This window comes from Streptomyces sp. NPDC013455, assembly GCF_040632975.1.
GTDB lineage: Bacteria > Actinomycetota > Actinomycetes > Streptomycetales > Streptomycetaceae > Streptomyces.
The window spans coordinates 735,277-758,876 of record NZ_JBEYCX010000001.1; the positions used below are offsets into that span (position 1 = coordinate 735,277).

Sequence of the window (23,600 nt, forward strand, 5' to 3'; positions counted from 1 at the left end):
CGTTGCGGCAGGGAAAACCCTCGCGGCACAACGGGCCTGACGGTAGGTCGGAATCCGCCCCACCGCCGTCGTCGGCGACGGCCGCCCGCGGACCGGCCCGCGGGCGCCCGGCCCGGCTGACCGGCCCTGCGGGCGGCCGGCCCGGTCAGTCGCCGGGCGAGACGCCGAACCGGGCCTTGGCGGCGGGCCGACCGGGTCCGGCCGGACCGTACGAGAAGGCGCCACCCGCGGTGACGCCCGCGGACGCCGCCGGGCACACCCGCACCACGCCGTCTGCGGCGTGGGTGACGCCCCCGGACGCCGCCGGGCACACCCGCACCGCGCCGTCTGCGGCGTTCTCCTCCGGGTCGCCGGCGACCAGGCCGGCCCTGCCGTCGGCGTCCGCGTCGGCCAGCGCCGTGGTCCGGCCGAAAATCTCGGGTGAAGCCGGGTCAGTTGGGGAACACGAAGCCGAGTTCGGCGCCGGACGCGACCGTGCCGAGGACGCGGGCACCCACGGTGAAGGACCCCTTGGCGCTCGTCCGGCCCGGGAACACCCAGAACGCACCGGCGCGGGAGTCCTCCAGGGGCGCGCCGACCACCGGCTCGGCCCTGCCGTCGCCGTCGCCGTCCACGAGGTGCACGGCGGCGCCGAACCAGTCGTCCTTCTCCGCCGTACCGGGGACGCCCGCGCTGTTCTGGGTGAACACCTTGGTCCCGGCACCGGTGGCGCCCGAGGGGCCGCCGGGTACGACGGCGAAGGCGCCGGGGCTGCGCAGCCCGTCGAAGTCCTCGAAGGGGATGCCCGCCAGGATGTCGGCGCGGCCGTCACCCGTCACGTCGCCGAGGGCCAGCGCGTGTCCGAACCCGTCCCCGGCCTCCTGGGCGCCGGGCACGCCCGGCGTGTCCTGGGTGATCACCCGGGGCTCGCCCGCGCCCAGGCCCTGCGCGCCGGCGTGCAGGACGCGCAGGGTCCGGCCACCGACGACCAGGTCCGCCCGGCCGTCGCCGTCGAGGTCGCCGAGCGCCAGGTCGTCGCCCTCCGACCCGTACAGGCCCTTCAGTTCGGCCGGGGCGCGCAGTCCGTCGCGGCCGCCGCGCGCGTAGAAGACGCCGTGCCCGTAGTCGCCCTCGTCGTCCGGGTCGTAGGTCCGGGCCAGCGTCACGACGTCGTCGGTGCCGTCGCCGTCGGTGTCGCCGACCGCCACCGCGACCGTGCTGAGGTCGCCGTCGATGAACTCGGCGCCCTCCTGGACGCCCGCCGGGCGGCCGTCCCGCCCGAACGGACCGAGCAGCACCCGCCCGCCCCGTGCCAGATCCTGATGCCCGTCGCCGTCGAAGTCACCGGCGACCGTGAGCGGGTCCTGGTGGCGGCCGGTCCCCTCGGCGGGCAGCAGGGTGCCGGAGACGAAGCCCTTCGGACCGCCCCACAGCACGGTCCGGCTGCCCGAGCGGCCGACGCCGTCCCGCGTCCACTGCTCGCCGCCCGCCCCGGCCAGCAGGTCGGTGAAGCCGTCGCCGTCCAGGTCCGCGGTGGCCAGCCCCGACCCGAAGAAGTCCTCCTTCTCCACGGCTCCGGGGACGCCGGGCGACGCCTGCGTGTACACCTTCTTCGCGGCGAGGCCCTTGGGCGATCCGTACATCACCGCCACATAGCCGGCCCGGGCCTTGCCGCCCACCGTGCCGGAGGGCGCGGCGACGGCCAGGTCACCGTAGCCGTCGCCGTTGAAGTCCGCCCGCACCTGCGGGGCGGGGCGCGGGGCCGCGTCCGCCGCGGGGGCCGCCAGTACGGCACCGGCGGCCAGGGCGAGGCCGGTGGCGAGCGTCAGGGTGCGGCGGGAGAAGGAACGAGGCTGGTCAGGCACTTCGGCTCCAGGAGTCGGACGACAGAGGGACGCGGCACGGAACAGACCAAGATCCGTTCCGTGCCGCACCCTTCGACTCGCCAGGGCGGGCCGGGGTTGCCCTCGCGGACACCACCGGTTCTCCCGACGTTCACCTCTTCAGTTGTCCGCTCACCCGCGGCGCGCACGCGGACGGGCCGACGGCGCGCCTACTCGAACGGGTCGAAGTCGTCGTACTCCCGCAGCGCATCGTCCCGCTCCGCCTGCTTGTCCTTGCGGCGCTGAGCGGCGGGCCGGGGGGCGTCGAAGCGGTGGTCCTCGCCACGGCGGCCGAGCATCTCGGCACCGGACATGACCGTCGGCTCCCAGTCGAAGACAACCGCGTTCTCCTCGGGGCCGATGGCGACGCCGTCGCCCGCGCGGGCGCCCGCCTTCATCAGCTCCTCTTCCACGCCGAGGCGGTTGAGCCGGTCGGCGAGGTAGCCGACGGCCTCGTCGTTGTTGAAGTCGGTCTGCCGGACCCAGCGTTCGGGCTTCTCGCCGCGCACCCGGAACAGCGGCTCGCCGCCGACGTCCTCACGGGTGACGGTGAAGCCCGCGTCGTCCACGGCCTTGGGCCGGATGACGATCCGGGTCGCCTCCTCCTTGGGCTTCGCGGCCCGCGCCTTGCCGACCAGGTCGCCGAGCGCGAAGGACAGCTCGCGCAGGCCGATGTGGGCGACGGCGGACACCTCGAAGACCCGGTAACCACGGGCCTCCAGGTCGGGGCGGACCATCTCGGCGAGGTCCTTGCCGTCCGGCACGTCGACCTTGTTCAGGACGACGATCCGGGGCCGGTTGCCGAGGCCGCCGTACTGCCGCAGCTCCTCCTCGATGACGTCGAGGTCGGAGACCGGGTCGCGGTCGGACTCCAGCGTCGCGGTGTCCAGCACGTGCACCAGCACGCTGCACCGCTCCACGTGGCGCAGGAACTCCAGGCCGAGACCGCGGCCCTGGCTGGCGCCGGGGATCAGACCGGGCACGTCGGCGATGGTGTAGACGGTGGAACCGGCGGTCACCACGCCCAGGTTCGGGACCAGCGTGGTGAACGGGTAGTCGGCGATCTTCGGCTTGGCCGCGCTGAGCACGGAGATCAGCGAGGACTTGCCGGCGCTCGGGTAGCCCACGAGGGCCACGTCGGCGACGGTCTTCAGCTCCAGGACGATGTCCTGCAGGTCGCCGGGCTCGCCCAGCAGCGCGAAACCGGGCGCCTTGCGGCGGGCGGAGGCCAGCGCCGCGTTGCCGAGGCCGCCCCGGCCGCCCTGCGCGGCGATGTACGAGGTGCCGTGGCCGACCAGGTCGGCGAGCACGTTGCCCGCCTTGTCCATCACCACCGTGCCGTCCGGCACCGGCAGGATCAGGTCCTGGCCGTCCTTGCCGGAGCGGTTGCCGCCCTCGCCGGGCTTGCCGTTGGTGGCCTTGCGGTGCGGGGAGTGGTGGTAGTCGAGCAGCGTCGTGACCGACTGGTCGACGGTCAGGATGACGTCACCGCCACGGCCGCCGTTGCCGCCGTCGGGGCCGCCGAGCGGCTTGAACTTCTCACGGTGGACGGAGGCACAGCCGTGGCCTCCGTTACCCGCGGCGACATGCAGCTCGACGCGGTCCACGAAGGTGGTCATGGTGGGGTGCCTCCAGAAAGATGACGGGTTTTACCTGTGTTAACACGCGAAAGGCGGACCCGCCTTCCCGAACGGGAAGTGAGGTCCGCCTCGCGAAAGCGTTCGGTGCTGAATCAGGCGATTCAGGCGACCGGAACGATGTTCACGACCTTGCGGCCACGGTGGGTACCGAACTCCACCGCACCGGCCTGGAGGGCGAACAGCGTGTCGTCGCCGCCACGGCCGACACCGGCGCCGGGGTGGAAGTGGGTGCCGCGCTGGCGGACCAGGATCTCACCCGCGCTCACGACCTGACCGCCGAAGCGCTTCACGCCGAGCCGCTGGGCATTGGAGTCGCGACCGTTCCGGGTGGACGATGCGCCCTTCTTGTGTGCCATTTCTCCTCAGTCCCTTACTTCGCAGCCGTGGGGATCGACGTGACCTTGATCGCCGTGTACTGCTGGCGGTGGCCCTGCCGACGGCGGTAGCCGGTCTTGTTCTTGTAGCGCAGAATGTCGATCTTCTGGCCCTTGTGGTGGTCCACGACCTCGGCCTGGACCTTGATGCCGGCCAGCACCCACGGGTCGCTGGTCACGGAGTCGCCGTCGACAACGAGCAGGGTCGAGAGCTCGACCGTGTCGCCAACCTTGGCAGTGGAAATCTTGTCAACCTCAACGATGTCGCCGACAGCAACCTTGTGCTGGCGACCACCGCTGCGCACGATGGCGTACACGCGGATCTCACTTTCGCTCGAAGAAACGGCACCCCCGCAGGCCAGTCGCCCAGGAACACACGGACGACCTCTCCCGGCCCGCCTTGCGCCCGGGAGGAATTAGGTTTACGGGGATGTGGCGTGTGCAGTGGACACGCCGACGGTCAAGGGTACGGGTCCACGGCCGAGGGGGTCAAACCGGGCCCCCTGGGTGTGCGGCCGGTCACGTGGACCGGCCGCACACTTCAGGCGTCAGCCCTCGTCGCCGGCGGTGGAGACCGTGGTGGTCTTCTTCGCCGTCGACTTCGCGGCGGCCGTCTTGGCGGTCTTCGTCGCCTTCTTGGCCGTCGTCTTCTTGGCGGCCGTCTTCTTGGCCGCGGTCTTCTTGGCCGCCGTCTTCTTCGCCGCGGTCTTCTTGGCGGCGGTCTTGCGGGCCGCCTTCTTGGCCGGAGCCGTCACCTCGGCCACCTCCTCGGGCGTCACCTCGCCCGCCGGGGCCTGCGGCTCCGCCTCGGTGCCGGCCGGGGCCGCGGGGGCCTCGGGGGCCGGAGCCTCCTGCGCCGGTGCCTCCTCGGCCGCGGCCGACGGGACGACCACGACGGCCGCCTCCTCGGACGCGGTCGGCGCGGTGGCCTTGCGCACCGCACGGCGGCGCGGGCGGGCCGGCGCGGCGGCCTCGACGGGCGCCGGGGCCTCCTCCGCCGGGACCTCGGCGGCGGGGACCTCGGCGGCCGGAGCGGGCTGCTCGGCCGGCGACTCGGCCGGTGCCGCGGGTGCGGTCTCCGGCACCGTCACCACGGCCGCCTCGGCGCCCGCGGGGGAACCGGCCGGGGCCGACACCTTCCGGGTCGCCCGACGGCGCGTACGGCCCTTGGGCGCGGCCTCCTCGGCGGCCGGGGCCTCGGCCTGCGGCGCCGGGACCACCTGGTCCTCGGCGGCCACCGGCTCGGCCAGCGCCTCGGCGGCCGGCTCCGGCCGGACCGGGCGCGCCGCCGCCTCTTCGGCGGTGACGTCCTGCGCGGTCGGCACCTCGGCGGCCTGCTCGGCCTGCTCGGCCTGCTCGGCCTGCTCGGCCTCCGCGGCCCTCGCCGCCCTGGCGGACCTGCCGGTCTTCTCCGCCTTCGGCGCGCCCGCCGGAGCGGACACCCGGCGGCTCGCCCGGCGCCGCGTACGGCCACGGCCGGCCGCCGCCTCCGCCTCGGCGACGCTGCTGTACAGCTCCTCGTCGGGCGCGAAGTCCGGGGCGGGCAGGGCCACCGGCTCGGCGGCCTCGGCGGCCACCTCCGCGGCGGTCTCCACCTCGGGCTCCACGGCCTCGCCGGACTCCACGGCCACGGCCGCGGTCTCGTGCACGTGCTCGTGCACCGGCTCCGGCGCCTCGGCACCCCGGCCGCGCTTCTTGCGCTTGCCGCCGCCACCGTTCACGGTCGCCTGGTCCAGGTGGACGATCACACCGCGCCCGTTGCAGTGGACGCAGGTCTCCGAGAAGGACTCCAGCAGGCCCTGGCCGACCCGCTTGCGGGTCATCTGGACCAGGCCCAGCGAGGTGACCTCGGCCACCTGGTGCTTCGTACGGTCCCGGCCCAGGCACTCCAGCAGGCGGCGCAGCACCAGGTCGCGGTTGGACTCCAGGACCATGTCGATGAAGTCGATCACGATGATGCCGCCGAGGTCGCGCAGCCGCAGCTGGCGCACGATCTCCTCGGCCGCCTCCAGGTTGTTCCTGGTGACCGTCTCCTCCAGGTTGCCGCCCTGGCCGGTGAACTTGCCGGTGTTGACGTCGATGACGACCATCGCCTCGGTCCGGTCGATCACCAGCGAACCGCCGCTGGGCAGCCAGACCTTGCGGTCCAGCGCCTTGGCGAGCTGCTCGTCGATCCGGTAGGTGGCGAAGACGTCGACCTCGGAGGTCCACTTCGACAGCCGGCCGGCCAGATCCGGGGCGACGTGCGAGACGTACCCGTGGATCGTCTGCCAGGCGTCGTCACCGCTGACGATGACCTTGGTGAAGTCCTCGTTGAAGATGTCGCGCACGACGCGGACCGTCATGTCCGGCTCGCCGTACAGCAGCGTCGGGGCGTTGCCGCTCTTCGCCTTCTTCTGGATCTCCTCCCACTGCGCCTGGAGCCGCTCGACGTCGCGGCGCAGCTCGTCCTCGCTCGCGCCCTCGGCGGCGGTGCGCACGATGACGCCCGCGTCCTCGGGGACGATCTTCTTGAGGATGCTCTTCAGCCGGGCCCGCTCGGTGTCGGGCAGCTTGCGGCTGATGCCGGTCATCGAGCCCTCGGGGACGTACACGAGGTAGCGGCCCGGGAGGGAGACCTGGCTGGTCAGGCGGGCGCCCTTGTGTCCGATCGGGTCCTTGGTGACCTGCACGAGGACGGACTGGCCCGACTTCAGGGCGGACTCGATGCGGCGCGGCCCGTTGGCCATGCCGAGCGCCTCGAAGTTGACCTCACCGGCGTAGAGCACCGCGTTGCGGCCCTTGCCGATGTCGATGAACGCGGCCTCCATGGAGGGCAGTACGTTCTGCACCTTGCCCAGGTACACGTTGCCGACGTACGAGGTCGACTGCTCCTTGTTGACGTAGTGCTCGACGAGCACGCCGTCCTCCAGGACGCCGATCTGCGTACGGTCGCCGTGCTGCCGGACGACCATCACGCGCTCGACGGCCTCGCGGCGGGCCAGGAACTCGGCCTCGGTGATGATCGGAACGCGGCGGCGGCCCTGCTCCCGGCCTTCCCTGCGGCGCTGCTTCTTGGCCTCCAGACGGGTCGAGCCCTTGATGGACTGCACCTCGTCGGACGGCTCGGCCTGCTTGCGCGGCTCGCGGAGCTTGACGACCGTGCGCTCCGGGTCGTCGGCGGACGGCTCGGCGTCGACGCCGGTGTCACCGGCCCGGCGACGGCGACGGCGGCGACGGCGGGTGCTGGAGCTGGAACCGCCGGCCTCGTCGCGGGCGTCCTCGGCGTCCTCCTCCTCCTGCTCGGCGGTGTCCTCGGCGTCCTGGGCGGCCTGCTCGGCGGCGAGTTCCCCGGCGTCGGCGTCCCCGCCCTCGCCCTCGGCGGCGTCACCGCGACGGCGGCGGCGTCCGCCACGGCGGCGACGGCGGCGCGAGCCGGACTCCTCGTAGCCCTCGGCCTCCTCGGCGTCCTCGGCCTCGTCGCTCTCGGAGAGGTCCTCGGCGGCCTCCAGGGGCTCCTCGGCCTCCTCCGCCTCCTCCTCGGCCGGCTCCGTCTCCTCGTCCTCGGCGGCGGCCGCGACCGGACGGGTCTCCTCCGCGGCGGCACCGCGACGGCGACGGCGGCGGCGCGTGCCGGTCTCGGCGCGCTCCTCCGCGGACTCCGCGTACTCCTCGGGCTGCTCCGTCCCGGCGGCCTCGGCGGCGGCCTCGGCGGCGGCCCGCTCGGGGGTCTGGAACCTGGGCTCGGCGAACACCGGCGCCTGGAAGACGGCGACGGAGGGGCGGGCCGGCCGGCGCGGGGCCTCGGCCTCGGGCGCTTCGGCGGCCTCCGCGGCGGGCCTGGCCGGCGCGGCGGACCGTGCGGGCTCGGCGAACCCGGAGGCGGGCCGCACCGCCCGGCGCCGGGTACGACGCGGGGCGCCGGCCTCGGCGGGCGCCTGGGCGGCCGGGGCCTGCGGCGCCTCGGCGGTGGCCGGAGCGGGCTCGGTGGTGTGGGTGGTCACGGGGACCTCGGGGGTGTGGGCGCGCACGCCGGACTCCTCCGCCTGTTCGGCCTGGGGCACGGCGGCCTCCTCGGTCAGGGGGGCACCGGCGGGCGCGGAGACCCGGCGGGTGGCCCGGCGCCGGGTACGGCGCGGGGCGGCTTCCTCGGCGGCGGGCTCCTCCGCCGGGGTACCGGCGAGGGGCTCGGCAGCGGCGGCCGGCTGGGCGGCGGGCGCTTCCTCGACGGCGGGCGCGGTCTCCTCGGCGGCGGGCGCGGTCTCCTCGGCAGCGGCGGCCTGGGGCGCACCGGCGGGCGCGGACGCCCGGCGGGTCGCGCGGCGACGCGGACGACCGGCCGGAGCAGCAGCTTCCGCCTCACCCTCGGCGGCAGCGGCAGGGGCAGCGGGCGCAACAGGCGCAGCAGGCGCCTCCGCGACCGGCGCGACGGCGGGCACCACGGTCTCGGCAGCCTCGGCCGACGCCGCAGCACCCGCGGGCGCGGACGCCCGACGGCTCACACGCCGACGCGGACGACCCGCCGGAGCAGCAGCCTCCGCCTCACCCTCGGCAGCAGCGGCGGCAGGCGCCTCCGCCCGGCCCTCGGCAGCAGCGGCAGCGGGCGCAGCAGGCGCCTCCGCGACCGGCGCGACGGCGGGCACCACGGTCTCGGCAGCCTCGGCCGACGCCGCAGCACCCGCGGGCGCGGACGCCCGACGGCTCACACGGCGACGCGGACGACCCGCCGGAGCAGCAGCCTCCGCCTCACCCTCGGCAGCAGCGGCGGCAGGCGCCTCCGCCCGGCCCTCGGCAGCAGCGGCAGCGGGCGCAGCAGGCGCCTCCGCGACCGGTGCGACCGTCTCCGCGGCCTCCGCGGACGCCGGAGCGCCCGCGGGCGCGGCCGACCGACGGGTCGCACGCCGACGCGGACGGCCGGCCGGCTCCTCGGCGGGCGCGGAAGCAGCGGTCTCCTCGGCCGCGGTGGCCTGGGCTGCCGCGGGGGTCTCGGTACCGCCGTCGGCGGCGGCACCGGTCTCGGGCGCGGTGGCCGCGGGTGCCGAGACGGTGCGCGTGGCCCGGCGCCGGACGCGGCGCGGCGCGGCCTCCTCGCCGACGACGACGGCGCCGGCCTCGGCGACGGCCGGCTTCTCGGGCTCGGCGGCGGACGCGGCGGGGACGACGGTTTCGGCGGCCTCGGCCGCCTCGTCGGGCACCGGCGAACCGGCGGGCGCGGACGCCCGGCGGGTGGCGCGGCGGCGCGGACGCGCTGCGGGCGCCTGCGCGACGGCGGCCTCTTCGGTCCCAGCGGCCTTCTCGGTGTCCGTCTCCGCGGCCTCCTCGGTCCCGGCGGCGTCCTCGGCACCGGCCGTCAGGGCCTCGGCGCTCTCGGCGGCCTCGGTGTCCTCGACGATCTCGGTGACCTCGTCGGCATCGGCGACCGGTATGGCCGGCACGGTGACCTCGGCGGGCGCCTCCGCGGCCGCGGAGGGCGGGCCCGCCGGGCGGGAGGCGGCACGGCGACGCCTGCGCGGCGGCAGGGTGTCGCTCGGAGTGTTCTGTTCGGAACCCTCGATGGGTTCGGTCGGTTCGAGCATGCGGGCGGTTCTCCCGTCAGGCTCCCGGGCGCCGCACCTGGTCCGGCGCCGGTCTCGAGGGACCGTCCGCCGTTGACGTCCGCGGCCCGCGCGATGCGCGATGGCCGCCGTCCGGGGCGCGGGCGCCGCACGGGAGCACTCTGTGTCCTGTCTCGCCGGTTCCGTACGCCTTGTCGGTACGGCCTGGCGAAAGTCTTCTGGTCGGTGCGCTGCCCGACCCAGGTGGCTCCCGAGTACGAGGGCGGCGCTACGACGTCCGTCCCTACGCGGGACCTTCCGGCGTCGCTGCCGTCGCGGCGGCAGCCGGCGTGGCCGTCAGGGCCTCGGCTGCCTCGCGGTCGGGCGCGAGCGGGTCGGTCACCGTGCCGGTCTCTTCATCGAACAGCCCCTGCGCCAGCCTGGTCACCGCTGCGGGGACCGGCGGCGCCAGGTCGGCCACGGCGCGGAGACCGGACAGGACGTCGTCGGGTCGTACGGCAGGCGTCACGTGCCGAACAACCAGCCGCAGTATCGCACAGGGCTGGTCGCTCGGCCTATCAGCCGGCGCACCGCGTGTCTCCAGGCTCACCACGGCCGGGCGGGCGTCGAAGGTGCGGACGCCGTTCTTGGTCATCCGCTGCACCTCGACGGCCCCGGCCCCGCTGAAGGCCGCGACCGCGCGCTCGGCGTCGGCCGGGTCGACACCGTCCAGCCGCAGCTCCCAGACGGAAGCCGTCAGCCGGTCGGCGAGGCCCGAGGTCCGCGCCTCCACCGCCTCGACGATGTCGAGCCCGGCGGGCAGCGACTCGTCGAGGAGGACGCGCAGGGTCTCCGGGTCACGCGCTTCGGTGAGCGCGATCTCCAGGTACTCCGCCTCGCTGCCCGTGCCGGTGGGTGCGGCATTGGCGTACGACACCTTCGGGTGCGGCGTGAACCCTGCCGAGTACGCCATGGGCACCTCGGCACGGCGCAGCGCGCGCTCGAAGGCGCGCTGGAAGTCTCGGTGGCTGGTGAACCTCAGGCGGCCGCGCTTGGTGTAGCGCAGTCGGATGCGCTGCACCGCGGGTGCGGGCGGCGGGCCTTCGGGCTGTCGCTTGCCCAGTGTCCTAGTCCTTCGTGAGAGCGGTCGTACTGCTACCAAGACTACGTGCCGCGCCGCCCGAGGGTTCCCGCCGGTCCACCGCGACCGGCTGCCGGGGCTCGCCGAACAGCGCCCGCCGGACGTCGGCACGGGCCTGCCGCACGGTGGCGCGGGCCGAGTCCAGCGCCTCGCGCGAGGCCCGGCCCACCGCGCGCAGGCCCGCGGCGACGGGCCGCACCACGGCGTCCCGTACGGCGTGCCCGACCGGGGTGAGGACGGTCCGGTACACCCAGCGCACCGGCTCCACGAAGATCCACCGGAAGAGGGTCGCGAGCGCCCGCCCGAAGGCCCGCGAGAGGCGCCCGGCGACCCGCCAGGCGTGCCCGAGGGCCTCGCCCACCTCGCGCGCGACGAAGGCGAGGAACCGGCCGACGGGCGCGAGGATCCAGCGCCACAGCGCCAGCGCCGGAAGGACGAACAGGACGCGGGCGGTCCAGTACAGGGCCGCGCCGACGCCGGTGACGAGCAGTCCCAGCAGCCACCCGAGCCCCCGTACGCACCAGGCGACACCCCGGCCGACCGGCGCGAGGACCCAGGCGTACAGCCACCGCGCGGGGACGACGACGAGGTACCGCAGCAGCCAGGCGACGGCCGTGTACACGCCGAGCCCGACGGCGGCCAGGGCCGCGCCGACGCCCTTCAGCACCCAGGTCAGCGCATGCCCGACCGGGGTGAGCACGCGCGCGTAGACCCAGGCGAACCCGGCGCCCACCCCGCGGGCCAGCCAGGCCAGGCCGTGCCCGACCGGGGTGAGGACGTGCCGGTAGACCCACACGGCCGGTACGACGACGAGGACCCTGCCGAGCCAGGCGAGCGCCATGCCGACGGGCACCAGGACGTACCGCCACAGGCCGACGAACGGCCACACGAACACGGCCCGGCCGGTCCACAGCAGCGCCCGGCCGACCGGCCGGAAGACGGTGTCCCGCAGGAACCGCCCGGTGACGACGAGCAGGTCCCACACCATCCGCACCGGCACGACCAGCACCAGGACGACGATCCGCACCGGGAGGCGGACGGCGACGACGAGGCAGCCCTGGGGCTGCTGCGGCTGTGCGGGTGGCTTGTCGAACTCCATACCCCCGTAGACGCTCCGAACGGCCGTCCGGATGCACTACGGCACGCGCGCCTTGTACGCCTCGGGGTAGCGCTCGGTGAACTTGACGACCGCCACCAGCAGCACCACCGGGACGACCCAGTCGAGCCAGTCGTCCAGGGACGGGACGCGGACGGCCAGCCAGGTGGAGACGGTGATCAGGACGAAGACCACGCCCCACGCGGCCGTCAGCACCCGGTTGACGTGCAGGAAGACGGGCGAGTCCCACCACTCGCGGGGCGTCTGCCGCCGGGCGTACTGCGCCGTGAAGGGGTCCTTGAGCAGCGAGGCCAGCGCGACGACGGCGACGACTCCGCTGGAGACGACCTGGGCGTAGGTCTCCAGCCAGAGCAGCCGCGAGCGGTCCAGGGCGAGCGCGAGGACCGTGATCACCGCGAAGAACACGATGCCGACCATGTCGAGGAGGTAGAACCTGTGCCGGGCGACGTCCTTCCCCGACAGCACGATCGCGGCGACGAGCGCCGCCAGTGCCGCGTACTCCCAGGTGCTGGGACTGGCGACCACCCCGAAGACGATCCAGGGAGCGAACGAGAAGAACACACCGCCCATGCCGGCGGGCTTCTCGGGCGGGGCCTTCGTCTCCGTCTGCCGCGTCATGGACGTCTCCCGTCGGGTGCCGTGGCCGCGGGTTCCCCGTACGGTCCCGTGGCCGCGCCTCCTTCCATCGTGCTGCCGTCCACCGCGGGCCGCACGCCACCCGGCGGGCCGGGCGCACGGCGGCCGGATCACCGCCGGGCCGCCCCAATCGGGCCCGTCGGGCGCGCAGTTGGTGTCACCGGACGACGGGGGTACCGCCGGTTCACGGCGGTGTCACCAGGTGACGGTGGGGGGAAAGCCGCCTGTCGGGCAGCGGCTATTGCTCTGATGTGAGGACAAATATCCCCGTTTGGCTCGTACGGCTCGGCCGGTCCCGCACACGCAGGTCACGCTCGCACTGGAGTCCGGGAACCCCCGGACCACCGTCCGGGTCCCCGCCCGGACCGCCTCTAGGCAAGGAGCACTGCATGAGTCCTGAGTACAGGGCCACACGGCTCGGGCCGGTGGCCCGCGCACGGTTCAAGCAGGCCGGGATGCTGACCTCCCTCACCCTGGTGCTGGCGGCCGCCGTGGCCGCACCGGCCGCGGCGGCGGGCCGCGCCGTCACCGACCGGACGCCGGCCGCCAAGCAGGGCGGCGGCCACGACTGCGACAACCGTGGCGACCATGGCGATCGCGGCGACCACAAGACGAAGAAGAAGGCCGCCGGCCCCTCCGGCGGCGACCACGACCAGTGTCGTGGCGCGACGGGGGCCACGGGTGCCACGGGTGCGACCGGCCCCACCGGCGCGACGGGGGCCACGGGTGCCACCGGCGCGACCGGTGCGACCGGCCCGTGCACCGACATCGACGCCAGTCAGGACAGCAACAACTTCGAACTGCGCGCCGCACTGGCGGGCTCGGACCCGGCCAGGGCGTTCGCGGGTATTCGTGACCTCACGACGGCCACTCCCGGTCCTTTCCTGTGGACCGACCTCAGCACCCATCCCAATTACCCGCAGAACGCGTGTGGCATCGCCCTCGCCCAGCACAGCCTGGGCGTGGCGACGGAAGGCAACCTGCGGGTGGACGTCATCACCACCACGGGCTCCGTCTACGAGACCAGCTGCCAGGTCGTCCCCAGCAACCGCACCCTGAACTGCGACAACAACCCCTGGGTCCTGGTGAACAGGCAGCCGGCCTCCGGCGCGGTGAACGGCGGGACCATCGTTTAGCGGCCGCGGCGCTCCGGCACCGCACAAGGGGTGCCCGGCGGAAGGTCGCGAGCGGCCGCCGGGCACCCCTTGCGAACTGCCCGGAAAAAGCCACGCGGCCCCGCCCGTGGCTGCTTGTACAGGCATCCGGGGGTCGATAAATTCACCGCCCGTTCCTTTCTTTCGGGGAAAAGAAAAAAGCCCATGAAAACGGTCTGTCTCAATATGATCGTCAAGGACGAGGCGCATGTGATCCGCCGCTGCCTCGAGTCCGTCCGCCCCCTCGTCGACACCTGGATGATCCTCGACACGGGCTCGACCGACGGCACCCAGGACGTCATCCGCGAGACCCTCGCCGACCTGCCCGGCACGCTCCACGAGAGCCCGTGGAAAGGCTTCGACCTCAGCCGCACGGAGGCGATCGAACGGGCCCGGGACCACGCGCGGTACCTGCTGTTCATCGACGCCGACGACGTGCTGGAGACCGACCCCGGCTTCACCATGCCGGAACTGACCCACGACTGCTACGACTTCGAGGTGCGCCACGGCCCCGTCGTCCACTGGCGCCCGACGATGGTGTCGACCCGCCTCCCCTGGCGGTACGTCGGCGTCCTGCACGAGTACCTGGAGTGCGACACCCGGTTCAGCCGCGCGACGCTGCCGGGCGCCCGCATGGTCATCCTGGGCGGCGGCGGACGCCAGCGGGGCGACCAGCGCGCCAAGTACCTGCGCGACGCCGCCGTCCTGAAGGACGGGCTCGCCAGGGAACCGGAGAACACCCGGTACGTCTTCTACCTCGCGCAGAGCTGGCGCGACGCCGGCGAACCGGCGAAGGCGCTCGCCGCCTACGACCGCCGCGCGGCCATGGGCGGCTTCGCCGAGGAGGTGTTCTGCGCCCGGCTCTACGCCGCCCGGCTCGCCGTGACGCTCAAGCGGAAGACGGCCGAGGTCATGGCCCGCTTCATGGACGCCCACAGCCACCGCCCCACCCGCGCCGAGCCGCTCGGCGAGCTCGCGCACCTGTGCCGCGTCCGGGGCGAGCGCTGGCCGCTCGCCTACCTGTTCGCCCGACGCGCCGTGGAGATCCCGCGCCCCGACGACATCCTGTTCGTCGAGCACGGCTGGTACGACTGGCGGGCCCTGGACGAGCTGGCGGTGTCGGCGTACTGGATGGGCTCCTACCGGGAGTCGCTGGAGTGCTGCGAGCAGCTCCTGGACGGCGGCCGGCTGCCCGAGGCCCACCGCAAACGGATCATCGCCAACCGCGACTTCGCCAGGACCAAGCTGGCCATGGGCGCACGCCGGCCCCAGCCCGCCTGACATCCCCCGGCCCGACTCCCTGGCCGGACACGAGTTGAACATGTTCAAAAAAGGTGCCAGCATGCGGCCCCATGACCGGTCAACGGTGGATCCACGGCCACCGCCTTCGACGCTGCTCCCGCGCGGTGCTCGTCGCCTGTGCGTTCGTCCTGTCGGGCTGCAATCCCCACATGTACGACGACGTGCCCGGGCTGCACGACGTACGGCGCGCGGAGGTGCCGGGGACGTGGCTCGGCCTCGACCGGACGAAGGTCGTCCTGCGGCCCGACGGCAGGGCCGACATCCGCCTCCTGGACGGACAGGAATGGGACTTCGACGACAGGTGGCGTCTGTCCGGTACGGGAACCTGGAAACTGACCGGCGAGCGGGCCGGGTGGAGCGACGGCCGGCACGTCCTGCTGACGCTCACCTCGCGCACCGCGGTGGCCACCCGCGCACCGGAGCCGGACGACCCGCCCGGCCCGGCCGTGAACACCACCGGCACACCCCGGACCTACACCTGGACCTTCGAACTGCGGCGCGACGACGGGAAGGCCCTGAACCTGTACTTCTTCTTCGGCGACCCCGACTCCCGCAGCACCTACGTCCTCCGACGAAGCCGAGGCTCATGAAGAAACGGCCCAGGAGAAATGCCGGCGATCGCCGTGCCACCGAGCCCCCTCCGGATCGAAGGGGGCTCGGTGGTCACCTGGACGAGTGCGTCCTCAGTGCGCGTGACCGCTCGCCGCGGGCGTCGGGCCGGCGTTCTTGACCGTCAGGGGCAGGAGCTTCTTGCCCGTGGGGCCGATCTGGATGTGGGTGTCCATCTGCGGACACACCCCGCAGTCGAAGCACGGTGTCCAGCGGCAGTCCTCGACCTCCGTCTCGTCGAGGGCGTCCTGCCAGTCCTCCCAGAGCCAGTCCTTGTCCAGGCCGGAGTCGAGGTGGTCCCAGGGGAGGACCTCCTCGTAGGTGCGCTCACGGGTGGTGTACCAGTCGACGTCCACGCCGAAGGGGGCCAGGGCCTTGTCGGCGCAGGCCATCCAGCGGTCGTAGGAGAAGTGCTCGCGCCAGCCGTCGAAGCGGCCGCCGTCGTCGTAGACCGCGCGGATGACGGCACCGATGCGGCGGTCGCCGCGGGAGAGCAGGCCCTCGACGATGCCGGGCTTGCCGTCGTGGTAGCGGAAGCCGATCGAGCGGCCGTACTTCTTGTCGCCGCGGATCTTGTCGCGCAGCTTCTCCAGGCGGGCGTCCGTCTCCTCGGCCGAGAGCTGCGGGGCCCACTGGAAGGGGGTGTGGGGCTTGGGGACGAAGCCGCCGATCGAGACCGTGCAGCGGATGTCGTTCGAGCGCGAGACCTCGCGGCCCTTCGCGATCACCTTGGTCGCCATGTCCGCGATCTGGAGGACGTCGTCGTCCGTCTCCGTCGGCAGGCCGCACATGAAGTACAGCTTCACCTGGCGCCAGCCGTTGCCGTAGGCCGTGGCGACCGTACGGATCAGGTCCTCCTCCGAGACCATCTTGTTGATGACCTTGCGGATGCGCTCCGAGCCGCCCTCCGGGGCGAAGGTCAGGCCGGAGCGGCGGCCGTTGCGGGTCAGCTCGTTCGCCAGGTCGATGTTGAAGGCGTCGACGCGGGTGGAGGGGAGGGAGAGGCCGATCTTGTCGTCCTCGTAGCGGTCCGCCAGGCCCTTGGCGATGTCGCCGATCTCGGAGTGGTCCGCGGAGGAGAGGGAGAGGAGGCCGACCTCCTCGAAGCCCGTCGCCTTCAGGCCCTTGTCGACCATGTCGCCGATGCCGGTGATGGAGCGTTCGCGCACCGGGCGGGTGATCATGCCTGCCTGGCAGAAGCGGCAGCCGCGCGTGCAGCCGCGGAAGATCTCCACCGACATGCGCTCGTGGACCGTCTCGGCGAGCGGCACGAGGGGCTGCTTGGGGTACGGCCACTCGTCCAGGTCCATGACCGTGTGCTTGGACACGCGCCACGGCACGCCGGACCGGTTCGGGACCACGCGGGCGATACGGCCGTCGGGGAGGTACTCGACGTCGTAGAACGCCGGGATGTAGACCCCGCCCGTCTTGGCGAGGCGGAGGAGGACCTCCTCGCGGCCGCCGGGGCGGCCCTCCGCCTTCCACTCGCGGATGATCCTCGTCATGTCGAGCACGGCCTGCTCGCCGTCGCCGATGACCGCCGCGTCGATGAAGTCGGCGATCGGCTCGGGGTTGAAGGCCGCGTGGCCGCCGGCCAGGACGATCGGGTCGTCGATCGTCCGGTCCCGGGACTCCAGGGGGATGCCGGCCAGGTCCAGGGCGGCGAGCATGTTGGTGTAGCCCAGCTCCGTGGAGAAGCTGAGGCCGAACACGTCGAAGGCCTTCACCGGGCGGTGGCTGTCGACCGTGAACTGCGGGACGCGGTGCTCGCGCATCAGCGCCTCCAGGTCCGGCCACACGCTGTAGGTGCGCTCGGCGAGGACCCCCTCCTGCTCGTTGAGGACCTCGTAGAGGATCATGACGCCCTGGTTGGGCAGACCGACCTCGTAGGCGTCCGGGTACATGAGCGCCCAGCGGACGTCGCACTCGTCCCACGGCTTGACCGTGGAGTTGAGCTCTCCGCCGACGTACTGGATCGGCTTCTGCACGTGCGGGAGCAGAGCTTCGAGCTGCGGGAAAACCGACTCGACAGGCATCTCGCGAACCTTCATGAGCTGACTGGGGGTACCCCCGGCCGGAGGCTGGGGGCGGGTGACCATCAAGCGTAACCCGCTCGGCGGCCTGTCCCGAACCCTCAGCCGGTCGCCCCGCTCCTGATCTTGGCCCACCGCGCGGGCAGCTCCGCCTCCAGCGCGGCCGCCCGTGCCTCCTCCCTGCCGTACAGCAGCCCGTAGGTGAAGGCGCCTTCCCCCGCCGCGTGGGCCACGGCCGCCAGCTCGCGCAGGGCGTGGCGGGCCATGACGCTGTCCTGGTGGTCGCCGAGCAGGGTGGTGAGGGATTTCATGGCGCTGGTGAGGGAGCGGGAGGGGGCGCCGAGGGCCTCGGTGGTGGCCTCGGCCGCGTAGCGGGTGCGCTTGGCCTTCTTGCGGGCCTGGTGCAGGGCGAGGTCGCGGTCCTCTCCGGGCGGCAGCGCCAGGGCGTGGTCCAGTGCGTCCGTCAGCCGTGCCAGGTCCTTGCGTACGGCCTTGGCGAGTGCCTTCTCCGGTTTCTTGCCGGCGGCCGGCCGCAGCGGCGGGTCGGTGAGGAGGGTATCGAGGCCGTCCAGCAGGGCGAGGTGGCGCCGGGAGTCGAGGACGCCGGTGAGGCGGGCGTGGGCCGCGCCGTGCCGGGCCTGGGCCCAGGCCGTGAGCCGTTCCCGGACGGGGCCGCCGACCAGGGCGGGCGGGAGCGCGTCCAGGGCGGTGCTCAGGCGGTCGGCCAGCACCTCCTGGTCCCGGTCGACGCCCAGCTCGCCGGCGAGCCATTTCAGTTCGGTGGCGAGGGGGTCGGTGACGGTGCGGTCCAGGAGGGCCCGGAAGGTGCGCAGGGTGCTGCGGGCGCGGCGGGTGGCGACCCGCATGCGGTGGACGGAGTCGGGCAGGCCGCGGCGGACGGCGGGGTCGAGCTCGACCAGTACGTCCCGCTGGGCGCGGAGGTAGGCGAGGACGTGGTCGCCCGCGGTCACCGGCGCGGCGGGGCCGTTCTTCTTCTTGCGGTCCTTGCGGTCCTTGCGGTCCCCCCGGTGGCCCGGCGCGGTCTGGGCGAGGGCGCGGGCGAGTTTCGAGGGTGCGGCGGACGGTCGTACGCCCGCCCGGCGCAGCCGTTTCTCCAGTTGGTCGAGGAGGGCCGGGTCGCCGCCGTCGGCCAGTTCCACCTCGATCTCCGTCCACTGCGCGGTGCGGCCCTCGCCGGTGAGCCGCTCGGCGGTCACGGCGTCGACGCTCGCCTCGGCGAGCAGGGTGCCCTCGGCGTCGACCAGGTGCCGCACGTCGCGCGCGGAGCGCAGCCGGACTACGGGGACGAGGTCCCGGTCGCGGATCCGGGAGCGGACGAGGGCGGTGATCTCCTCGGGGACGGTGTCGGAGAGCGGGGCCTGGATCTCGTCGCGGACTCCGGGGGCGACGGGGAATTTCAGGTGCCAGCCGGCGTCCGAGCCGCCGGTGCGGCGGCGCAGGGTGAGCGAGGCCGCGGTGAGCCGTTCGTCGGCGGTGTCGTAGTACGTGGCGTCCAGTTCGACCAGGCCCTTGTCGAGGACGGCGGCCACGCCGGCGACGCCGGTCAGGTCGGGCAGCCCGCTCTCGTCGGATTCGTACTTGCGCTCGATCTCGCGTTTCGCATCCGCCATGCACCGAATCTAACGGGCGCCGCGCCCGGGCGGCAGTGGGCCTGGGGCCGCACGGGGGCGTCCACCGGGTGAGCGGCGCGGGTCTCCCGCCCCCTCACCCGGTGGACGCCCCGTGCGGTCGCGGAGTCTCACGCCGACATGGGCCGCTGCACCTTGATCGACTGAAGGAGTCCCACGGCCACCCACACGGCGAACATCGACGAGCCTCCGTACGACACGAACGGCAGCGGCAGACCGGTGACCGGCATGATGCCGAGGGTCATGCCGATGTTCTCGAACGACTGGAAGGCGAACCAGGCGACGATCCCGGCGGCGACGATCGTGCCGTACAGCTCGGTCGAGTCGCGTGCTATCCGGCAGGCGCGCCACAGGATGACCCCGAGCAGGAAGATGATGAAGCCGGCGCCGAGGAAGCCGAGCTCCTCCCCCGCGACCGTGAACACGAAGTCGGTCTGCTGCTCGGGCACGAACTGGCCGGTGGTCTGGGAGCCGTGGAAGAGGCCGGCTCCGGTGAGCCCGCCGGAGCCGATGGCGATGCGGGCCTGGTTGGTGTTGTAGCCGACGCCGGCGGGGTCGAGGTCGGGGTTGGCGAAGGCCGCGAACCGGTTGATCTGGTACTCGTCCAGGACGTGCAGCTGCCAGATGGCGAGGCAGCCGATGACTCCGGCGGTGAGCAGGCCGAAGACCCAGCGGTTGGAGGCGCCGGAGGCGAGCAGCACGCCGAGGACGATCGCCACCATGGCGAGGACCGAGCCGAGGTCGGGCATGAGCAGCAGGATCAGGACGGGTACGGCGGCCAGGCACAGGGACTGGAAGACGGTGCGGTGGTCCGGGTAGGGCTTGTCCCCGGCGTCCACCCGCGCGGCCAGCATCATGGCCATGCCCAGGATGATCGTGACCTTGAGGAACTCGGCGGGCTGGAGTGAGAAGCCTCCGATGACCAGCCAGTTGCGCTGGCCGTTGATCGTCGCGCCGAGCGGGGTGAGGACCACCAGGGCGAGGAGCACCGACAGGCCGTAGAGGATCGGGACGGCGTTGCGCAGGGCGCGGTGGCCGAGCCAGACCGTGCCGACCAGCAGGGCGAGCCCGATGCCGAGGTTCATCAGGTGCCGGACCAGGAAGAAGTACGGGTCGCCCTGGTTGAGCTCGGTGCGGTTGCGGGTCGCCGAGTAGACCAGCAGGGATCCCAGCAGGGACAGGGCGGTGGCCGCGAGCAGCATGGGCCAGTCGAGTCTGCGGGCCAGCGAGTCGCGGGCGAAGACCCTGGTCCAGCCGGCCCGCTGCGGGCCGTACCCGGAGACGGAGAAGCTGTTCGCTCCGGTCATGAGGGCATCCTCCGGCTTCCCCGCCCGCGGGCTCGCCTGCGGGTGTCGCGGTTGCCCGTGGTGGGCGAGGGCGTGGTGGCCGGCTGCTGTCCGTCGTCGCCGTTGGTCTCGTTGTCCTTCTGGGCGGCCTCGACGTCCTTGGCCGGGTCGCCCTTGACCTTGGGGTCGACGATGGTGCCGTCCGTGCGGACCTTCGGCAGGCCCTTCTGGGGCTTGGGGAGCAGTGCCTTGCCGGTGTCGATGGAACCGTCGCCCTGGACGCCGTAGAGCGCGCTGTAGATGTTGCGCACGGCCTCACCGGAGGCGCCGGAACCCGTACCGGCCTGGGCGATCGTCATGATCACCGTGTAGTCCTCGGAGTAGGTGGCCAGCCAGGAGGTGGTCTGCTTGCCGTAGACCTCGGCGGTACCGGTCTTGCCGTGCAGCGGGATCTGGTCCTGTGGCCAGCCGCCGAACTTCCAGGCGGCCGTTCCGCGGGTCATGACGCCCGCGAAGGCGTCGTTCATGCCCTTGAGGGTGGCCTGGCTGACCGGCAGCCTGCCGCGCTTCCTGGGCTTGATCTCCTCGACGGTCTTGCCGTCCGCGCTGATGATCGCCTTGCCGATGGTCGGCTGGTACATCGTGCCGCCGTTGGCGACGGCGCCGTAGATCACGGCCTCCTGGATCGGCGTGACGAGGGTGTCGCCCTGGCCGATGGAGTAGTTGATCGAGTCGCCCTCGCGCAGCTTGTTGCCTTCGAGGCAGTTCTCGTAGGCGATCTTCTCGACGTAGGAGCCGTCCTTCTTGCCGGTCTTGCACCAGGCGTCCTTGTTGGCCTTCCAGTACGCCTGCTTCCACTCGCGGTCGGGGACGCGGCCGGTGACCTCGTTGGGCAGGTCGACGCCGGTCTCCTTGCCGAGGCCGAACTGGTGGGCGGCCTTGTAGAAGTAGTCCTTCGGCTGGCCCTTCTTGGGGTTGATGCCGCCGTCCCGCTTCCACTCCCTGTCGGCCAGGTAGTAGAAGACGGTGTCGCAGGAGACCTCCAGGGCGCGGCCCAGCGGGATCGGGCCGAAGCTCTCGCCCTCGAAGTTCTTGAAGACCTGGCCGCCGACCGAGTAGGAGCTGGTGCAGGGGTAGCGGCCGTTGAAGTCGTAGCCGGCCTCGACCGCGGCGGCCGTGGAGATCACCTTGAAGGTCGAGCCGGGTGCGGCCTGACCCTGTATGGCCCGGTTGAGCAGCGGGTAGTTCGAGTCCTTGCCGGTGAGGGCCTTGTAGTCCTTCGCGGAGATGCCGCCGACCCAGACGTTCGGGTCGTACGTCGGCGCCGAGGCCATGGCGACGATCCGGCCGGTCTTGGCCTCCATCACCACGACGGCGCCGGAGTCGGCCTTGTAGTTCTCGCCGGTGATCTTGTCGAACTGCTGGCGGGCGATCTTCATCGCCTTGTCCAGTTCGTACTCGGCGACGCGCTGGACGCGGGAGTCGATGCTGGTGACCAGGTTGGAACCGGGCTCGGCCGCGTCCGACTCGGCCTTGCCGATGACCCGGCCGAGGTTGTCGACCTCGTAGCGGGTGACGCCGGCCTTGCCGCGCAGCACCTTGTCGTAGGTCCGCTCCAGGCCGGAGCGGCCGACCATGTCGGAGCGCAGGTAGGGCGAGTCGGTGTTCTTGGCCTTCTGGATCTCGGCGTCGGTGACGGGCGAGAGGTAGCCGAGCACCTGGGAGGTGTTGGACTTGCCCGGGCCCGGGTAGCGGCGGACGGCCTCGGGCTCGGCGGTGATGCCGGGGAAGTCCTCGGAGCGCTCGCGGATCTGGAGGGCCTGCTTGGCCGTGGCCTCGTCGGTGATGGGGATCGGCTGGTAGGGCGAGCCGTTCCAGCAGGGCTGGGGGGTCTTGGCGTCGCACAGCCGGACCTTCTGCTTGACGTCCCGGGGGCTCATGCCGAGGACGCCGGCCAGCTTGGTGAGGACGGCCTCGCCGCCGTCCTCCTGCTTCAGCAGGTCGGTGCGGGAAGCGGAGACCACCAGCCGGGTCTCGTTGTCCGCGAGGGGAACGCCGCGGGCGTCCAGGATGTCGCCGCGCACGGCGGGGTCGACCACCTGCTGGACGTGGTTGCCGGACGCCTCCTTCTGGTACTCCGCGCCCTCGCGGATCTGGAGGTACCACAACCGGCCGCCGAGGGTGCCGAGCAGGGAGAGGACGAGGATCTGGATCACGACGAGCCGGATCTGGACCCGTGGGGTCCGACCGGTCTCGGGAATGTTGGTCACTGCGGCTGTCTCCCCCTCTCAGTGCGTGGACGTCAGTGCGCGGTACGGATGCGCGCGCAGCGGGTGTGCACGGTGTTGATGCGCGCGGTGCGGATGTGCACAGTGCGGATGCGCGCGGTGCGGATGTGCACAGTGCGGATGCGCGCGGTGCGGGTGTGCGCGGTGCGGGTGTGCGCGGTGCGGGTGTGCGCGGTGCGGATGCACGCGCAGCGGGTGTGCACGGGGCGCGGGTGTGCGGTCCGCCCCCGCCCGTTCGCATGATGAACGGCCGGCCTGTGCGCCCGCGTTCCGGGAGAGCTGACCCGTTCGGGTGAATTCCCGGGCGTTCACAGCCGCTTGACCCCCTTGATGCGGCCGACCCGGGCGGAGCGGGTGCGGGCCTTGGCCTTCAGGGCGCCGAGGCCGCCGCGCTGGCCGCCGATGCGCAGGCCGGTGCCGGAGGAGAGCCATCCGGAGGAGATGTCGCCGGCCTTGGCCGCGGGGCCGGTCTCGGTGAGCGGGTCGTTGTCGGAGCGGCGGGCCAGCCACATGACGCCGGGCACGACGAACGGGGCGAGCAGCAGGTCGTAGAGGGCGGCCGAGAACAGCAGCCCGGTCAGGCCGACGTGCCGGGCGGCGGTGTCGCCGACCAGGGCACCCACCCCGGCGTACAGCAGTGTGGAGCCGAGGGCGGCGGCGACCACGACGGCCATGGGGCCGGTCGCCGACTTCAGCCGGCCGTTCTCCGGCTTGACGAGTCCGGCGAAGTAACCGATGACGCACAGCACGAGGGCGTACCGGCCGGCCGCGTGGTCGGCGGGCGGGGCGAGGTCGGCGAGCAGGCCGGCGCCGAAGCCGACCAGGGCGCCGCCGACGTGGCCGTAGACCAGCGCGAGGCCGAGGACGGTGAGCAGCAGCAGGTCGGGGACGGCGCCCGGCAGGTGCAGGCGGGCGAGGACGCTCACCTGGACGACCAGGGCCACGACGACCAGCGCGCTGGAGAGCACGATCCGGTTGACACGCATGGGGATACGG

At 73.1% G+C, this 23,600-nt stretch carries 17 protein-coding genes; 3 read left to right on the plus strand and 14 right to left on the minus strand.

Annotated features, from left to right (window positions below):
• Window positions 1-431: 431 nt before the first annotated feature.
• The 8 genes from ABZ576_RS03250 to ABZ576_RS03285 form a co-directional block, all read right to left on the minus strand.
• Entirely contained in the window at window positions 432-1,844 is a 1,413-nt protein-coding gene (locus tag ABZ576_RS03250) for a VCBS repeat-containing protein (protein ID WP_360735190.1), read from the minus strand.
• A gap of 188 nt (window positions 1,845-2,032) precedes the next feature.
• Window positions 2,033-3,481, minus strand: coding sequence for a GTPase ObgE (gene obgE / locus ABZ576_RS03255; protein ID WP_360735192.1), 1,449 nt, complete (start codon window positions 3,479-3,481; stop codon window positions 2,033-2,035).
• A 122-nt stretch (window positions 3,482-3,603) separates the two neighbouring features.
• Window positions 3,604-3,858: a 50S ribosomal protein L27 gene (rpmA, locus tag ABZ576_RS03260; protein WP_030605064.1), complete on the minus strand. Its 255-nt coding sequence runs from the start codon at window positions 3,856-3,858 to the stop codon at window positions 3,604-3,606.
• 14 nt (window positions 3,859-3,872) lie between these two features.
• The gene (rplU, locus tag ABZ576_RS03265; protein WP_028422127.1) at window positions 3,873-4,193 is read right to left on the minus strand and encodes a 50S ribosomal protein L21; all 321 of its coding nucleotides are present in this window, start codon (window positions 4,191-4,193) and stop codon (window positions 3,873-3,875) included.
• A 231-nt stretch (window positions 4,194-4,424) separates the two neighbouring features.
• Window positions 4,425-9,290 (minus strand): Rne/Rng family ribonuclease, encoded by a 4,866-nt coding sequence (locus ABZ576_RS03270; protein ID WP_360735523.1) that lies wholly within the window; start codon window positions 9,288-9,290, stop codon window positions 4,425-4,427.
• Window positions 9,291-9,693: 403 nt separating this feature from the next.
• A complete protein-coding gene (locus ABZ576_RS03275) occupies window positions 9,694-10,470 on the minus strand; it encodes a TIGR03936 family radical SAM-associated protein (RefSeq protein WP_360735194.1) in 777 nt (258 codons plus the stop codon).
• Between the two features lie 46 nt (window positions 10,471-10,516).
• Window positions 10,517-11,629: a hypothetical protein gene (locus ABZ576_RS03280; protein WP_360735196.1), complete on the minus strand. Its 1,113-nt coding sequence runs from the start codon at window positions 11,627-11,629 to the stop codon at window positions 10,517-10,519.
• 36 nt (window positions 11,630-11,665) lie between these two features.
• On the minus strand, window positions 11,666-12,265 hold the full coding sequence (locus ABZ576_RS03285) for a hypothetical protein (RefSeq protein WP_360735198.1): 600 nt from the start codon (window positions 12,263-12,265) through the stop codon (window positions 11,666-11,668).
• Window positions 12,266-12,672: 407 nt separating this feature from the next.
• Between ABZ576_RS03285 and ABZ576_RS03290 the strand changes: the two genes are divergently transcribed.
• The 3 genes from ABZ576_RS03290 to ABZ576_RS03300 all read left to right on the plus strand — a co-directional run bounded on the left by ABZ576_RS03290 (window position 12,673) and on the right by ABZ576_RS03300 (window position 15,329).
• Window positions 12,673-13,419 (plus strand): hypothetical protein, encoded by a 747-nt coding sequence (locus ABZ576_RS03290; RefSeq protein WP_360735200.1) that lies wholly within the window; start codon window positions 12,673-12,675, stop codon window positions 13,417-13,419.
• Between the two features lie 183 nt (window positions 13,420-13,602).
• On the plus strand, window positions 13,603-14,718 hold the full coding sequence (locus ABZ576_RS03295; protein ID WP_360735202.1) for a glycosyltransferase: 1,116 nt from the start codon (window positions 13,603-13,605) through the stop codon (window positions 14,716-14,718).
• 71 nt (window positions 14,719-14,789) lie between these two features.
• Window positions 14,790-15,329 (plus strand): hypothetical protein, encoded by a 540-nt coding sequence (locus tag ABZ576_RS03300; RefSeq protein ID WP_360735204.1) that lies wholly within the window; start codon window positions 14,790-14,792, stop codon window positions 15,327-15,329.
• 93 nt (window positions 15,330-15,422) lie between these two features.
• Here the strand turns inward: ABZ576_RS03300 and ABZ576_RS03305 are convergent, their stop codons facing one another.
• The 6 genes from ABZ576_RS03305 to mreD form a co-directional block, all read right to left on the minus strand.
• Entirely contained in the window at window positions 15,423-17,384 is a 1,962-nt protein-coding gene (locus tag ABZ576_RS03305; protein WP_360735206.1) for a TIGR03960 family B12-binding radical SAM protein, read from the minus strand.
• 98 nt (window positions 17,385-17,482) lie between these two features.
• Window positions 17,483-19,012: a CYTH and CHAD domain-containing protein gene (locus ABZ576_RS03310; protein ID WP_360735208.1), complete on the minus strand. Its 1,530-nt coding sequence runs from the start codon at window positions 19,010-19,012 to the stop codon at window positions 17,483-17,485.
• Between the two features lie 128 nt (window positions 19,013-19,140).
• Window positions 19,141-20,337, minus strand: a complete 1,197-nt coding sequence (gene rodA, locus ABZ576_RS03315; protein ID WP_360735210.1) for a rod shape-determining protein RodA — start codon at window positions 20,335-20,337, stop codon at window positions 19,141-19,143.
• On the minus strand, window positions 20,334-22,586 hold the full coding sequence (gene mrdA / locus ABZ576_RS03320; protein ID WP_360735212.1) for a penicillin-binding protein 2: 2,253 nt from the start codon (window positions 22,584-22,586) through the stop codon (window positions 20,334-20,336). Before mrdA ends, rodA begins: the two co-directional genes overlap by 4 nt.
• Before the next feature lie 32 nt (window positions 22,587-22,618).
• Window positions 22,619-22,807 (minus strand): hypothetical protein, encoded by a 189-nt coding sequence (locus tag ABZ576_RS03325; protein ID WP_360735214.1) that lies wholly within the window; start codon window positions 22,805-22,807, stop codon window positions 22,619-22,621.
• A 105-nt stretch (window positions 22,808-22,912) separates the two neighbouring features.
• Window positions 22,913-23,590, minus strand: a complete 678-nt coding sequence (gene mreD, locus ABZ576_RS03330; RefSeq protein ID WP_360735216.1) for a rod shape-determining protein MreD — start codon at window positions 23,588-23,590, stop codon at window positions 22,913-22,915.
• Between the last annotated feature and the right edge of the window lie 10 nt (window positions 23,591-23,600).